Genomic DNA, 15,782 nt, shown 5'->3' with positions numbered 1-15,782 from the left:
TATTTCCGCGTTTTTTCGGCTGGGTATCCTCAGCGGGAGGTTTAGGGAGGCCGTAACTGGATTGCCTCGACCGGGCCGCCAGCGACTGCTTTCCGGCGGCATTTGTGGGACCTTGACCGTCCGTGTCAGCGGTGTTCGAATGAAACCCAGGGCGGGCTCCCCGGGGCTTGCCGCCACCGAGTCGTACGGAGGTTGCACCATGGATATCACCGGATCACATCCCATCCAGCCGGCCCGGGAGTCCCTCGAGTCCGATCCCGCTTACGACTACGCCGAGGACGCGCCCGTGAGCGATGCCGCGGAGACCGGGGACGAGGAGCTCCTCGAAGAGGCCGACCGGCTGGTTCCCCTGGACGCGGAGGACTTCCTCGGAGACGAGAAGCCAGTGGTGCCGCTCGAAGGGGAGGAATTCCTCGAGTCCGAGGAGAATGAATGATTCACCAAAGGCTTTAAAGCCCGACGGCGGTGCCTCCCCTATGAGGGGAGGCACCGCCGTCGTTTACGCGGGGCCAGTAGACCAGCGGAACCTAGTGCACCGGAACCGTAATCGCTTCGTCCTCGGATGCCTCGCCGGCAACCCGCCGCTTCCAGTTCTTCATGACTGCGGGATCCGTCGGCTTGGTCAGCAGTGACACCGCGATGTAGACGACCGCGGAGGCCGCCAGGCCGTAGTAGATCGGCTCGTTCGCGTAGATGCCGTCCAGCGGAACCTCGGCGTTGATCTCCAGGATGATCATGGTCCCGAGCGTGATGACCGTGCCCACCGCCATGGACGCCGCTGCTGCGTGACCGGTGCCGCGCTTCCAGACCAGGCCGCCGAGGATGGCCACAAGGAGGCCGCCGACCAGAATGTCGTAGGCGATGGTCAGGGCGGCGACCACGTCCTTGGTGATAACGGCGATGATGATCGCCACGATGCCGAGTCCGAGGACCCACATCCGGTTGGCTTTGACGTCGTGTTCCGGGTTGTCCGTGTCGGCGGTGTTGATGTTCTTGCCGAACCAGCTGGCGACGAACGGCAGCACATCGGCGCGGGCCACGGTGGCCGCGGCGATCAGTGCGCCGGAGGCGGTGGACATCATGGCGGCGACGGCCGCGGCGAGCACCAGGCCGCCGATGCCGATCGGCAGGATCTGGGTGGCGACCTCGGCGTAGACAACGTCCTTGCCCAGGTTGGCGACGTCGATCTCCGGCAGCGCGACACGGGCGCCGAGGCCGATCAGTGCACCGGCAGCACCGTAGAGAATGCAGTAGACGCCGGCCGTGGCGCCGCCCCAGCGGGCAACTGTCGGGGTCTTGGCGGTGAAGACGCGCTGCCAGATGTCCTGGCCGATCAGCAGGCCCAGGGTGTAGACGACGAAATAGGTGATGATTGTCTGCACGCCGATGCCGTCGATCTGGAAGAAGCTGGCGTCAACACGGGCGCGTATGCCGTCGAGGCCGCCGGCGGCGTTGAGTGTGAACGGCAGCATCAGGAGGAAGATGCCGACCGTCTTGATGACGAACTGGACCTGGTCCGCCAGGGTGATGGACCACATGCCGCCGATGGTCGAGTAGATCAGCACGATCGAGCCGCCGACGGCGATGGCGAGCGCGCGGTCCCAGCCGAAGAGCACCACGAAGATGGTGGCGTACGCACTCGTGGAGGTGGCGCACAGCATCAGCGTGTAGGCGAGCATGACGATGCCCGAGGTCTGCGTGGACCTGGTGCCGTAACGCAGGGTCAGCATCTGCGAAACCGTGTAGATCTTCAGCTTCTGGATGGTGGGGGCGAAGAGCAGGCTCAGCAGCAGGACGCCGGCGCCGATCGCGACCACGAGCCACATGCCGGAGATGCCGAACTTGTAGCCCAGGCCGACGCCGCCGACAGTCGAGGCGCCGCCCAGGACGACGGCGGCCATGGTGCCGGTGTAGAGGAACGGGCCGAGGCGGCGGCCGGCGACGAGGAAGTCGCTATTGTTCTTGGTGCGGGACTTGCCCCACCAGCCGAACGCCAGCATGGCGATCAGGTACACCACCACAATGGCGATGTTGACGAAACTTGCGTCCATTTTAAGGGCTCCTTGGAGCTGGTTGGCAGCGTGTGCGGGGATTGCCGGGCCTCAACGATGCGTTCGGCAAGTCTGCTGCTGCGTGACGGGGTTGGAGGAGGATGTCCGTCGGAACCTCCGGTATTGCCCATTAGGCAACACATGTTGCCCAACAGAGTATGTTGTGACCCCGGTAACAGTCAAGATGCCCTGCGTGCCGTCGCCGCATCCGCGTCACGAAGGTCCGCTCCGGCTAGGATTGCTCCAATGAATGGGGCCAAGCGGCCGGCCGTGAAAGGTTCCTAAATGAAGGCTCTACCAGTTGAACCGAGCAACGTTCCCGTTGCCATCGGTTCGCGGATCCGCGCCGCCCGGCAGTCCCAGCGGCTCACCATTGAACAGGTCGCCGACGCCACCGGGCTCACCAAGGGATTCCTCAGCCGGGTCGAGCGGGACCTCACCTCACCCTCGGTCGCCTCCCTGGTGACGCTGTGCCAGGTCCTGTCCATCTCGATCGGCGATCTCTTCGCCGCCCCCGAAACGCACCTCACGAAGCAGAACGAAGGCCCCCGCATCTCCCTCGGCGGCGAGGGGATCGTCGAGCGGCTGCTGACTGCCCGCTCCGAGCGCCGGGTCCAGATCATCCAGGCCGTGATCGAACCACGCGGGCGCGGCGAGTCCGAGCTCTATGCCGTGGACTGCGACGTCGACGTCCTGCATGTGGTCAAGGGAAGCATCCGGCTGATCCTCACCAACGAGGAATTCGAGCTCAGCGCCGGGGACACCGTGACCTTCCCGGGCCGGGAACCCCACACCTGGGTCAATCCCACGGACGATGCCGTCGAGGTGCTCTGGGTGCTGGTGCCCGCAGCCAGCCGCTGAGGGCAGGACTGCAAGTAGCCAATCCGGGCAATCTGGAAACATAGAGGACGAGCGGAAACCGCTCGCGTCAGTTCAACTGGGGGATTCCATGAACCGCAAGAACGTCTTTCTGTCCCTGGCGCTGGCCGCCGCGCTCGCGGCCGCACTCGGCCTGAGCTCCTGCGCCGCGGCGGGCCAGCGGGCCGGCGAGACGGGCAGCGGCCCCGCCGGCTCCGCGACGACGGTCCCGGCATCGCAGGAATCCGACGCGGCACCGGCGGCTTCCTCCGCCCCGGCCGCCACACCCACCGCCAGCGCCACCTCCACTTCCGCCACGCCTACTTCCGCCACCGCCACGCCGACGGCGGGCGCCGTGGCCGGCGTGAAGGTGTTTACCTTCCCGGACGGGCACCTGTCCTTTTCGTACCCGAGCACCTGGTCGGTCCGGACGGTAGGTTCGGCCGGGAACGCCAGCAAGCTGCAGGGCGTGCAGGCCGTCATCGCCGATGCCACGGGCAACGAACTGGCGTCGATCGTCAGCAGCACCAACGCCAGCAATGCTTCCGGCCCGGTGGCCCGTACCGTATTGGACGCCGCTCCGGTGCCGGGGCTGAAGGATGTCGACGGCGAACAGCTGGCCTTCGGCTTCGCCTTTGATTCCTTCGCCGACCAGTCCGACTTCCACATGAGCGTCCGCAAGGAGCGCGACTTCGCACCGCCGGTCTCCAACTCCGGCTCCGCCTACATCAGCTTTGCCAACGGCGGAGCCGAGGCCAAGGTGCTCTTTGGCAGCCCCGCGTTCGCTTCCGTCGACTCCGCCAAGGCCTGGATGATCACCGAGCAGTACAGCCAGCTGAAGCGCCTGCTGCTCAGCCTCAAGTACAGCTGACCTGCACGGTTGGTGGCGGGACGGGCCACGGTGAGATGTACGTCACATTCCGGAAATCTGCCGGAAACGGCAAATTAATGCCCGGACCCGTCCCGTAACATCCCCGCAAGAATCGGAAAGCCTTCCTGAAACACGCCGTGGGTAGCGTCATCTGCGGGGGGACTGCAACAGTCCCAACGACTCATGGTCTCGCCGAATCGGCGCCCTCGGAGCGCCGGCACTCGAGGAAGGCTCCCGCAATGAAGTTCTCTGTTCTTGCAGTAGGAATGGAAGTGGATCCGCAGGTCCTTGACCCCGGATCGACAGCGTGGATGCTGACAGCGTCCGCCCTTGTCCTCCTAATGACCCCCGGGCTGGCCTTCTTCTACGGCGGCCTAGTCAGGATGAAGTCCGTCCTTAACATCATGATGATGAGCTTCGGCGCCATGGGCGTCGTCGCCGTCGTCTGGGCCCTTTGGGGCTACGGCCTGGCCTTCGGCCCGGACACGCTGGGCGGCTTCGTCGGCGATCCCTTCACCAACTTCGGCCTGAGCGGGCTGACCAGCACCATCGGCTCGAAGGCGCCAGGCCTGCCGGACATGATATTCATCGGCTTCCAGGCCACGTTCGCCATCATCACCGTTGCGCTGATCAGCGGTGCGGTGGCCGAGCGCGTCAGATTCGGCCCCTGGCTGCTCTTTGCCGCCCTCTGGGTCACGCTGGTCTACGCACCGATCGCGCACTGGGTCTGGGGCGGCGGGATCTTCGGGCCCACCGGCATCATCGGCAGCAAGATCTCTGCCCTCGACTTCGCCGGCGGTACTGTCGTCCACATGAACGCCGGCATTGCCGGACTGATGCTGGCGGTGGTGCTCGGCAAGCGGCTCGGATTCATGAAGGACCCCAACATCCGCCCGCACAACCTGCCGTTCGTCATGCTCGGCGCAGGGCTGCTCTGGTTCGGCTGGTTCGGCTTCAACGCCGGCTCGGAACTCGCCGCCGACGCCACGGCCGCGCTGGCCTGGACCAACACGCTGCTCGCCACGAGCGCCGCCCTGCTGGGTTGGTTGTTTGTCGAGCGCCTGCGCGACGGGCATGCGACCTCGCTCGGCGCCGCCTCGGGCGCCGTCGCGGGACTCGTGGCCGTCACCCCCGCCTGCGGGTTCATCGATCCCGTCGGGGCAATCCTGATCGGCACGGTCGCGGGCGTGGTCTGCGCCCTCGCGGTCGGGCTGAAGTTCAAGATCGGCCTCGATGACTCCCTGGACGTCGTGGCCGTGCACTTCGTTGGCGGCCTGTGGGGCACCCTGTCCCTGGGATTCTTCGCGCTTCCGTCCGCCAAGACCGGCGGCGGCCTCTTCTATGGCGGCGGACTGGCGCAATTCTGGCCACAGATCCTCACCGCGCTGATTGTCACCGCATGGAGCGCCGCCATGACCACGCTGATTGGCTTCGCGATCCACAAGACCATCGGCATGCGCGTTTCCGAGGCCGACGAACTCTCCGGCATCGATGTGACGGAGCACGCCGAGACGGCGTACGAACTCCTGATGGTCGGCGGCAGCTTCCACCCCGGTGACCCGCACGCAAAGGCCGACGCGGCCCCGGTCCAAACCCAGGCCCAGCCAGAAAGTGAGGCCGCCCGCGGCAAGGTGTCGACGTGAAGCTCGTGACGGCCATTGTGCGGCCGGACCGGGTTGACGCCGTCAGCGCAGCCCTGGAGCGGTCCGGAGTCAATGGACTGACGGTCAGCCAGGCCAGCGGCTATGGCCGGCAGCGGGGGCACCTCGAGGTGTACCGGGGCGCTGAATACAACTCGGACCTGTTGCCCAAGGTGCGGCTGGAGGTCCTGGTCAACGAGGACGCCCTGCGCGCGGTCCTGGCCGCCATCGAAGAAGGCGGGCGCACGGGCAGCTTCGGCGACGGCAAGATCTGGATCATTGACGTGCGCGACGCCGTCCGCGTCCGGACGGGGGAGCGGGGCGCCTCGGCCATCGCGTGAGGCGCCCCGCGGGGCCGCGGATTTCCGGGCTTTGGTAAACAAATGATGCGCAATGCGAAACTTCGAGTGTATGATGGCTGTCACAACCGTCGGTCAATCCTCGAAGGAGAGGCTTCTTTTGGAAGAGCTGCGCATCGAGGCCAATGGCAACCTTGGCCCCATCGATTCATCCCGCGTCCCGCGCTACGCCGGAGCTGCCACCTATGCCCGCCTGCCGCGCCTGGACCAGGTCGCCAAGGCGGACGTCACGGTGGTCGGCGTGCCGTTCGATTCCGGCGTCTCCTACCGGCCCGGCGCCCGCTTCGGTGCCAACGCCGTCCGTGAGGCCAGCCGGCTGCTGCGGCCGTACAACCCGGCCTGGGACGTCAGCCCCTTCGAGAACATCCAGGTGGCCGACGCCGGCGACATGGCGGTCAACCCGTTCAACATCAACGACGCCATCGAAACCATCCAGCAGAACGCGCTGGACCTGACGGCCTCGGGCAGCAAGCTGGTCACCCTTGGCGGCGACCACACCATCGCCCTGCCGCTGCTGCGCGCCGCCGCCGAGCGCGCCGGCGAGCCCATCGCCATGCTGCACTTCGATGCGCACCTGGACACCTGGGACACCTACTTCGGCGCCGAGTACACGCACGGCACCCCCTTCCGCCGCGCCGTCGAGGAAGGCATCCTGGACACCGAGGCCATCAGCCACATCGGCACCCGCGGCCCGCTCTACGGCAAGAAGGACCTCGACGACGACCACCGCTTCGGCTTTGGCATCGTCACCTCGGCGGACGTCTATTACCAGGGCGTCCTGGAGACGGTGGCCAAGGTCCGCGACCGGATCGGGAACCGTCCGCTCTACATCTCGGTGGACATCGACGTCCTGGACCCGGCACACGCCCCCGGCACCGGCACGCCGGAAGCCGGCGGCCTCACCAGCCGCGAACTGCTGGAAATCATCCGCGGCTTCCGCGGCATGAACCTCGTCGGGGCCGACGTCGTCGAGGTTGCCCCGGCGTACGACCACGCCGAGATCACCGGCGTGGCAGCCAGCCATGTCGCCTACGAACTCGTGACCCTGATGGCGGACCGCGCCGTCGAAGGCGACCGCTTCGGTGCCCCGACCGGCTACGCGGCCCAGGCCCTCGGCCAGGAATCCCGCCGTCCGGCCGGCTTCGGCAGCGCGGCTGCAAGCAACAAGTCGGCAAGCACCCCGGCCGAGTCCATCCGGATCACAGCACCCGCGGAGGCCCTCAAGTGATCGACTTCGACCCCGGTACTGCTGCCCCGACCAAGGGCACCAACGTCCGCAACGGCGGGGACCTCGTCGTCGAAACCCTCGAGGCCCTCGGTGCCAAGACCGTCTTCGGCATCCCTGGCCAGCACGCCCTGGGCCTGTTCGATGCCATGGGCCGCGGCAACCTGCACTTTGTCTCCTCCCGGGTGGAAAACAACTCGGCCTTCGCCGCAGACGGGTACTCCCGCGCCACCGGCGAGGTCGGCGTCCTGTTCCTCTCCACCGGCCCGGGCGCGCTGACGTCCCTGGCCGGGCTGCAGGAGGCCTACGCCACTGGCGTGCCCATGGTGGTCGTGGCGAGCCAGATCCCGCTCGAGGGCCTGGGCGCCCGCCGCAAGGGCATGCTGCACCAGCTCGATGACCAGAAGGCCTCGGCCGCGAACGTCACCAAGTCCCAGCGGCTGATCCAGCACGCCTCCGGCATCCCCTCCGCCATCCAGGACGCCTGGACCGAGGCAATCTCCTCGCCGCAGGGCCCCGTCTGGCTGGAAATCCCGCAGAACGTCCTGCTGGATCCCATCATGGTGCCCCCGGTGGAGGATGCCCTCGCCGAAGCGGCCGACAACCCGCCCCGCGTGGAGCTGGTCCGCGAGGCGGTCAAATGGCTCTCAACCGCGGAACGTCCCGCCATCATCGCGGGCGGCGGCACGCGCCGCGGGCGGGCTGAGAAGTCCCTGCTCTCCATCGCCGAGAAACTCCGCGCCCCGGTCATCTGCACGCCCGGCGGCAACGGCGCCTTCCCGTGGAACCACGAGCTCTCGCTGCAGTCCTGGATCGAAGACCGGTACATGACGGATCTGCTCGAGGACGCCGACGTGCTGATCGTGATCGGCTCGTCCCTGGGCGAAGTGACCTCCAACTACTTCACCTTCGAACCGCGCGGACGGATCATCCAGATCGACGCCGAACCCCGGGTGCTGGAGTCCAACCGCCCCGGCTTGGGCATCCGCGCCGATGCCGGCCAGGCCCTCGCCGCGCTTGACGCCGCCCTGACGGAACCGCACGCAGAGCGCGCGGACTGGCATGGCACCGCCCCCGAAGCCCTGGTCAAGGAGACCCTGGCCAAGGTCACGGCCCGGCTCGAATCCCAGGACCTGGCCAAGGAACTGAAGTTCATGGCCGACATCCGCGAGGCCGTCCCGGCGGACATGCAGACCTTCTGGGACATGACCATCTCGGCCTACTGGGGCTGGAGCTGCTGGGACGCCCGCGACGGCCAGTTCCACTCCGCACAGGGCGCCGGCGGGCTCGGCTACGGCTTCCCCGCGGCGATCGGCGGCGCCGTCGGGCTCGAAACCACCGGCACGCCCGGCGGTTCGGCCCGGGTGCTGGCCGTCTCCGGCGACGGCTCCTCCATGTACTCCATCTCCGAGCTCGCCACCGCGAAGCAGCACAACATCCCGGTCACCTGGCTGATCGTGGACGACGGCGGCTACGGCATCCTGCGCGAATACATGGTGGGCGCCTTCGGCAAGGCCACCGCCACCGAGCTGTCCCGGCCCGACTTCGTCAAGCTCGCCGAGTCCTTCGGCGTCCCGGCCGTCCGGGTCGCCCCAGAGGACGTCGGGGACGCACTGAAGGCCGGCTTCGCGGCGGACGGCCCCAACGTCGTCGTCGTCGAAACCCTGCTCAAGATGTTCGGCCCCACCCACCTGGCCACGTAGCCGGGCGGGCGGCACTGCCCTCAACAACTCAGCACGGCACAGCGGACCGGCCGGGTCTGCCCCTCACAGTGAGGGGCGGACCCGGCCGGTCCGTTTTGTCTTTAAGCGCCCTCTTAGCGCCGATTTCGGGGCTGCCCGGCACCCCTCTCAACAGAGTTAGTTTCCCGAAGTAACCATTTTAAGATATAGTTGCCTTGGGCAAACAAAAGAGGGGTGTCCATACATGTCAGTTGAATCCAACGCTGCAGCCAAACTCGTCTACCAGATCTTCGACCTCCAGCGCGCCGTCCGCTGTGTTGCCGCCGCCAGCCTGCGCGGGCAGGACACCGGGGTGGCGCTTCAAGGCGTCCTTCGCTTTGTGGGGGAGGGCGAATCCCGGGCCACGCACCTTGCGGAGCGGCTCGGCGTCAGCGCCCCGGTCCTCAGCCGGCACATCGCCGAACTCGAAGACCACGGCTATGTGGTCCGCCGGCCGGACCCCGAAGACGGCCGCGCGCAACTGATCGCTTTGTCCGCCAAAGGCGCGGAGAAGCTGCGCGTCATCGAGGACCAGCGCACAGCCGCCCTCCAGGGCCTGCTGCAGGACTGGAGCCAGGACGACGTCGAACTGACGGCGCGCACCCTCGAAAAACTTGCTGAGTCCCTCAGGACCTCAGCCCGGGCAACGACGGCCGGACCCACGAAAACGACCGAAATTGTTGAGGAGTAGATATATGGCTAGCCACGCTGCCGCCACGGGGCCGGAGACCGCGCCGTTGAAGACCGCGCCGTTGAACGCCCAGTCGGAGATTCCCCAGAGGGCGCCCCGCGCACCCCAGGCCGCCGCAGCACCTGCGGCGATGACCCACCGCCAGATCATGGAGGCCCTGACCGGGCTGCTCGCGGCGTTCTTCACGGCCATCCTGAGCAGCACGATCGTTGCCAACGCGCTGCCCACCATCATGTCCGAGCTCAAGGGAACCCAGACGGACTTCGCCTGGGTGATCACCGCCGCGCTCCTGGCCAACGCGGCCACCACTCCGATCTGGGGCAAGCTCGCGGACCTCTTCAACAAGAAGGTCCTCGTCCAGCTGAGCATCGTTATCTTCGTGGCCGGTTCCGTCATGGCCGGCCTGTCCGAGACCATCCCGCTGCTGCTGACCGCCCGCGTCATCCAGGGGATCGCCATGGGCGGCCTGACCGCCCTGGCCCAGGCCATCATCGGCTCGATGATCCCGCCGCGCGACCGCGGAAAGTACTCCGGCTACATGGGCGGCGTCATGGCCGTGGGTACGGCCGGCGGCCCGCTGCTCGGTGGCTTCATCGTCGACAGCCCGCTGGGTTGGCGCTGGACGTTCTTCGTCTGTGTCCCGCTCGCCGTCGTCGCGCTCATCCTGCTGCAGGTCACCTTGAAGATCCAGCACGTCAAGCGCCCCGCCAAGATCGACTGGCTGGGCTCCATCCTGCTGACCTCCGGCGTCAGCCTGCTGCTGATCTGGGTCTCCTTCGCCGGCAACCCCGACTACTACGACTGGTGGTCGTGGCAGTCGGTGGCCATGGTGGGCGGCGGCGTCCTGCTCCTGGGCCTGCTGGTGCTGGTGGAGTCCCGCGTGGCCCAGCCCATCATCCCGCTGAATATCATCCGGGAGCGGACAACCGCCCTCGCCATCCTCGCCTCGGTGGCCGTCGGCGTGGGCATGTTCGGCTCCTCGACGTTCCTGGGCCAGTACTTCCAGGTGGCACGCGGTGCCACGCCCACCGAAGCCGGCCTCCTCACGCTGCCCATGATCGCGGGCAACCTGATCGGTTCGGTCGCCTCGGGCATGCTCATCAGCCGCACCGGCAAGTGGAAGCGGTACCTGATCGCCGGCGCCATCGCGCTGATCGGCGGCCTCGGCCTGGCCGGCAGCATGGACCACACCACTGACCTCTGGCTGACCGGGATCTACACGGCCATCCTCGGCGTCGGCCTGGGCCTGCTGATGCAGAACCTCGTCCTCGCCGTCCAGAACACGGTCCAGGCCAAGGACATCGGCACGGCCAGCGCCTCCGTTGCCTTCTTCCGGTCCGTCGGCGGAGCTATCGGCGTCTCGGTCCTCGGCGCAGTGCTGGGCAACCGGGTCAAGGAGCTCGTGGTGGAGGGACTCGCCTCCGCCGGAATCCAGGTTCCGGCCGGATCTGCCGGCGCCAGCATGGACCTCAAGGACATGCCTGCACCGATCCGCGACATCATGCGGGCCGCCTACGGCGACGCGATCGCGGAGGTCTTCCTGATCTCTGCCATCATCGGCCTCGTGGCGCTGGTTGCCATCCTGTTCATCAAGGAACGTCCGCTGCGCCGCACCGTGGACGTCCGGCCGGAGCCTGCCGAGCACGCCGGGGACGCAGGGGACGCCGCTGCGGACGCTGCTGTGGCAGCGGCCGGGGGCGCGGCAGCGACGGCTTTGGGCGATCCTTTGCGGAACAGCCCGGACGACGCCGCCAAGGCAGCTTCCACCGCCGGCGGTACCGGCATCGTGGACCTGGACCGGGAATTCATCGAGGTCCTCAGCCGGGAGCGCGCCGAATCCCGTTTCCCCGATGCCGCCCGGCAGCGGGCACGGACCTTGCTGGCCGACGACCGGCCCGAGGCCGCCGACGTGCTGCCTGTGCTGCTGGAGACCCAGCGGTTGCTGGCAGAACAGCAGCTGCAGCTGGCGGACGCGCTGGGAGCAGTGTACGAACAGGCTGCGCAGCAGCGCGCGATCGCCGCGGAACAGGCCCGCGTTGCAGAGGAGCTCAGGGCCCTGCACCGGGCACTGGCCAAGCAACGGAAGATGCAGCGGGCGGCCGCGGAGTACATCGCCACCCACGGCCGGCACCGCACCGAATAGCGCCGGCGCCGTATTCCGAAGGCCCCGTGGCCGCCCCAGGGGCAGCCGCGGGGCCTTCTCGCGGGTCCATGGGGGACCCTCGTGAAGGGGCCCTCGCGGGGCCTTCTCGCGGGGCCCCCTCGCGAGTCCCTCGAGCGGCCAAATCGGACAGTTAAGTACGCCGTTTGGATGATATTCGGCGCCCCGTGTTCCACCCGAGCGGGGGATTTCGTACAGTTGGGTGGCTAAGGCTGTCGGACCCAAGGGATAGTCTTCAATCAGCTTTTCAACTCACTCCATTTATCTGCCTCTAAAATCGTTCGGACTTTCCATAGTCCGGTCTTCGTAAGGACTCGTGGGCATGCTCGTTACCCTCATGCGGCGCTATTCAAAGCCGTATCTGCCATACATCGCGGCCGTGGTCATCTTCCAGTTGGCGTCCACCATCGCGGCTCTGTACCTCCCCAGCCTCAATGCCCAGATCATCGACGAGGGCGTCTCCCGCGGGGACACGGACTACATCTGGCGCACCGGCGGCGTCATGCTCGGCGTCGCCCTGGTCCAGGTGGCCACGGCGATCGCCGGCGTCTACTACGGATCGAAGGCCGCGATGGCGTTCGGCCGGGACCTGCGCCGCGGCGTCTTCCGTAAGGTGAGCAGCTTCTCGGCCCGGGACGTCAACCTCTTCGGCGCACCCACGCTGATCACCCGGGGCACCAACGATGTCCAGCAGGTCCAGATGCTCATGCTCATGGCGCTGAACTTCATGGTGGCCACGCCCATCATGTGCATCGGCGGGATTTTCATGGCCCTGCGCGAGGACCTCAACCTCTCCTGGCTCGTCTGGGTTTCCGTGCCGCTGCTGGTCGTGGTGGTGGGCTACCTCGTGGTCCGCCTCATGCCGCTCTTCCGGTCCATGCAGGAGAAGATCGACCGGCTCAACGGTGTCCTCCGCGAACAGATCATCGGCATCCGCGTGGTCCGTGCCTTCGTGCGCGAACCCCATGAGGCCGAGCGCTTCGGCGCGGCCAACAAGGACCTCACCGACGTCTCGCTGAAGATCGGTTCCTTGTTCGTGCTCATGTTCCCCGCCATCGGCATGATCCTGCACATATCCACTGCCGCCGTACTCTGGTTCGGCGGCCAGCGCGTTGATGCCGGCGAGATGCAGATCGGCTCGCTGACCGCGTTCCTGCAGTACCTCCTGCAAATCCTCATGGCCGTCATGATGGGCACCTTCATGGCTATGATGATTCCCCGCGCCTCCGTCTGTGCCGACCGCATCGGCGAAGTGCTCGACGTCGAACCCTCCATCCACGAACCGCTCACCCCCGTGACGCCGGCAGCAAAGGCCGGCCGCGTCGAGTTCCGCAACGTGACGTTCGCCTACCCCGGCGCCGAGGCACCCGTGCTGAGCAACATCAGCTTCACGGCAGAGCCCGGCCAGACGGTGGCGATCATCGGCTCCACCGGTGCCGGCAAGTCCAGCCTGCTGGCCCTGCTGCCGCGGCTCTACGACGCCGAATCGGGCGAGGTCCTGCTCGACGGCGTCCCCGTCACCCAGCTGGACCGGGCCGAGGTCACGCAGCGCGTGGCCATGGTGCCGCAACGGCCCTACCTGTTCTCCGGAACCATTGAGCACAACCTGCGCTTCGGCAAGCCCGAGGCCACCGACGCGGACCTGTGGGAGGCCCTGACGGTCGCCCAGGCCGCGGACTTCGTGCGCGAAAAGAAGGGCGGCCTGGCCTCCCGAATCGCCCAGGGCGGCACCAACGTCTCCGGCGGCCAGCGCCAGCGGCTGTGCATCGCCCGCGCCCTCGTCACCGAACCCAAGGTCTTCCTGTTCGACGACTCGTTCTCCGCCCTCGACGTCGCCACCGACGCCAGGCTCCGCCGGGCACTCAAGGCCAAGACGGCCGATGCCACCGTGATCATAGTCGGCCAGCGCGTGTCCACAATCGCCGACGCCGACCAGATCCTCGTGCTGGACAACGGCCGGATCGTGGACCGCGGAACACATGAGGAACTGCTGGAAACCTCCAGCACCTACCAGGAAATCGTCGAATCCCAGCTGACCGCGGAGGCAGTGGCATGAGCACCAACGAGAAACTCTCCACCACGCCGCCCGAGGCAACTGATTCGACCGCGGCCGGGAGCGTCGCAACCGACGTGCTGGAGGACGACTTCGTCGAGGAGGAGTACACGCCCGGCGAAGCCGACGGCGGCATGTTCGGCGTGCCGGCGAAGAAGGCCCAGCACTTCTGGCCTTCGGCCAAACGGCTCATGGGGCTGCTGAAGCCCGAGCGCGCCGGCATCATCGTCGTGCTCGCAATGGTCACGGTCGCCGTCGTCCTCAACGTCATTGCCCCGAGGATCCTGGGTCAGGCGATGGACGTGATCTTCGCCGGAGTCGTTGGCAAGCAACTTCCGGCCGGGGCCACCAAGGAGCAGTTCATCGACGGACTGCGCTCCCAGGGCCAGGACAACTTCGCTGACATGCTCGCCAAGATGGACGTCGTGCCGGGCGCCGGCATCGATTTCCAGAAGCTTGCGTTCCTGATCAGCGTGGTGCTGGTGATGTACTTCGTCGCCAACATCTTCCTGTGGCTGCAGGGCTATGTCCTCAATGTGCTGGTCATGCGCGTGGTCCGCAAGCTGCGCGATGACACGGAGAAGAAACTCAACAAGCTTCCGCTGGGCTACTTCGATACCCGCCAGCGCGGAGACATCCTCTCCCGTGTCACGAACGACGTCGACAACATCCAGCAGGCGCTCCAGCAGGCCTTCGCGCAGCTCGTGAACTCCGCCCTGACGGTCATCGGCATCGTGATCATGATGTTCATCGTGTCCTGGCAGCTGGCCCTGATCGCACTCATCGCCCTGCCGCTCTCCGGGGTGGCCGCCGGCATCATCGGCGCCCGCAGCCAGAAGCTCTTCGCCGCCCAGTGGAAGAACACCGGTGAGCTCAACGGCCAGATTGAGGAATCCTTCTCCGGCCACGACCTCGTCCGCGTGTTCGGCCGCGACGCCGACATGCTGGCCCGCTTCGACGAACGGAACGAGGAACTCTACAAGGCCAGCTTCGGGGCCCAGTTTGTCTCCGGCATGATCATGCCGGTCATGCAGTTTGTCTCCTACCTCAGCTATGTCGGGATCGCGGTTGTTGGCGGGCTGCGGGTGGCCTCCGGCGCCATGAGCCTGGGCGACGCGACGGCGTTCATCCAGTACTCGCGCGAATTCACCCAGCCGCTGGGGCAGATGGCCGGCATGGCCAACATGTTGCAGTCCGGTGTCGCCTCCGCTGAGCGGGTCTTCGAGTTCCTCGACGCCGACGAACAGGACGCCGAGACGGCCACCGAGCACCTTCCGGCGAAGACCGACGGCCACGTCGAGTTCAACCACGTCACCTTCAGCTACACACCGGACAAGCCGCTCATCGAGGACCTGTCCTTCACGGCCGAGCCCGGACACACCGTGGCGATCGTGGGCCCCACCGGGGCGGGCAAGACCACCCTGGTCAACCTCGTGATGCGCTTCTACGAGCTCAACGCCGGCAGCATCACCCTGGACGGGGTGGACATCACCAAACTGAGCCGTTCGGAGCTGCGCGCCAAGGTCGGCATGGTGCTGCAGGACGCCTGGCTGTTCGGCGGGACCATCTACGAGAACATCCGCTACGGCAAGCTGGACGCCACCGAGGACCAGATCATGGCAGCGGCCAAGGCCACGTTCGTGGACCGCTTCGTCCGCGCGCTGCCGGATGGCTACAACACGGTCATCGACGAAGAAGGCAACAACGTCAGCGCCGGCGAAAAGCAGCTGATCACCATTGCCCGGGCCTTCGTGGCGAACCCGTCGCTGCTCATCCTGGACGAGGCGACGAGTTCGGTGGATACCCGCACCGAAGCTCTGGTCCAGAAGGCCATGGCCGCGTTGCGCACCGAGCGCACCAGCTTCGTCATCGCCCACCGCCTCTCCACCATCCGGGACGCGGACACCATCCTGGTCATGGAGGACGGGCAGATCGTCGAGCAGGGCCGGCACGCCCACCTGCTGGCACTGCACGGCGCGTACTACCGGCTGTACATGTCCCAGTTCGCCGGCGAGGACGCGGAGACGGCCTTGGAGGACCCGGCGGGCGAGGCGACGGCGGTGCGCAGCTGAGCGCCGCCGAGTCCCCAAGCGCGGAGGGCGCGGCAGGGGTGGGCCCTTCGGGGGCCGGCCCAGCCTGGGAGCCGCTGCGC

The 15,782-nt window shown here is 67.1% G+C and carries 12 protein-coding genes; 11 read left to right on the top strand and 1 reads right to left on the bottom strand.

What is annotated here, in order from left to right; genetic code table 11:
* Window positions 1–199: 199 nt before the first annotated feature.
* Entirely contained in the window at window positions 200–436 is a 237-nt protein-coding gene (locus AC1DDO_RS15985; RefSeq protein WP_476867235.1) for a hypothetical protein, read from the top strand.
* Window positions 437–527: 91 nt separating this feature from the next.
* Here AC1DDO_RS15985 and AC1DDO_RS15980 read toward each other — a convergent pair whose 3' ends face one another.
* Window positions 528–2,051 (bottom strand): sodium:solute symporter family protein, encoded by a 1,524-nt coding sequence (locus tag AC1DDO_RS15980; protein WP_476867234.1) that lies wholly within the window; start codon window positions 2,049–2,051, stop codon window positions 528–530.
* A 285-nt stretch (window positions 2,052–2,336) separates the two neighbouring features.
* Between AC1DDO_RS15980 and AC1DDO_RS15975 the strand changes: the two genes are divergently transcribed.
* The 10 genes from AC1DDO_RS15975 (at window position 2,337) to AC1DDO_RS15930 (ending at window position 15,702) form a co-directional block, all read left to right on the top strand.
* Complete coding sequence (locus AC1DDO_RS15975; protein WP_028275626.1) at window positions 2,337–2,912, top strand: helix-turn-helix domain-containing protein; 576 nt, start codon at window positions 2,337–2,339, stop codon at window positions 2,910–2,912.
* An 88-nt stretch (window positions 2,913–3,000) separates the two neighbouring features.
* Window positions 3,001–3,780, top strand: a complete 780-nt coding sequence (locus AC1DDO_RS15970) for a hypothetical protein (RefSeq protein WP_476972236.1) — start codon at window positions 3,001–3,003, stop codon at window positions 3,778–3,780.
* A 239-nt stretch (window positions 3,781–4,019) separates the two neighbouring features.
* A complete protein-coding gene (locus AC1DDO_RS15965) occupies window positions 4,020–5,423 on the top strand; it encodes an ammonium transporter (protein WP_476867232.1) in 1,404 nt (467 codons plus the stop codon).
* Window positions 5,420–5,761 (top strand): P-II family nitrogen regulator, encoded by a 342-nt coding sequence (locus tag AC1DDO_RS15960; protein WP_441409971.1) that lies wholly within the window; start codon window positions 5,420–5,422, stop codon window positions 5,759–5,761. Before AC1DDO_RS15965 ends, AC1DDO_RS15960 begins: the two co-directional genes overlap by 4 nt.
* A 118-nt stretch (window positions 5,762–5,879) precedes the next feature.
* Window positions 5,880–7,007, top strand: coding sequence for an agmatinase (speB, locus tag AC1DDO_RS15955; protein ID WP_441409972.1), 1,128 nt, complete (start codon window positions 5,880–5,882; stop codon window positions 7,005–7,007).
* Window positions 7,004–8,707, top strand: coding sequence for a thiamine pyrophosphate-binding protein (locus AC1DDO_RS15950; RefSeq protein ID WP_476867231.1), 1,704 nt, complete (start codon window positions 7,004–7,006; stop codon window positions 8,705–8,707). The genes speB and AC1DDO_RS15950 overlap by 4 nt, the downstream gene beginning before the upstream one ends.
* Before the next feature lie 223 nt (window positions 8,708–8,930).
* Window positions 8,931–9,416 carry a MarR family winged helix-turn-helix transcriptional regulator gene (locus AC1DDO_RS15945; RefSeq protein WP_476867230.1) on the top strand — a complete coding sequence of 162 codons (486 nt, stop codon included), beginning with the start codon at window positions 8,931–8,933 and terminating at the stop codon, window positions 9,414–9,416.
* A 130-nt stretch (window positions 9,417–9,546) separates the two neighbouring features.
* The gene (locus AC1DDO_RS15940) at window positions 9,547–11,559 is read left to right on the top strand and encodes an MDR family MFS transporter (protein WP_476867301.1); all 2,013 of its coding nucleotides are present in this window, start codon (window positions 9,547–9,549) and stop codon (window positions 11,557–11,559) included.
* A 340-nt stretch (window positions 11,560–11,899) separates the two neighbouring features.
* Entirely contained in the window at window positions 11,900–13,633 is a 1,734-nt protein-coding gene (locus tag AC1DDO_RS15935; RefSeq protein ID WP_476867229.1) for an ABC transporter ATP-binding protein, read from the top strand.
* A complete protein-coding gene (locus AC1DDO_RS15930; protein ID WP_476867228.1) occupies window positions 13,630–15,702 on the top strand; it encodes an ABC transporter ATP-binding protein in 2,073 nt (690 codons plus the stop codon). Before AC1DDO_RS15935 ends, AC1DDO_RS15930 begins: the two co-directional genes overlap by 4 nt.
* Window positions 15,703–15,782: the final 80 nt, after the last annotated feature.

It is taken from the genome of Arthrobacter sp. 10N43 (assembly GCF_056394525.1).
The sequence above is the reverse complement of the archived record's forward strand: the minus strand, read 5'-3'. Positions and strand labels throughout refer to the sequence as shown.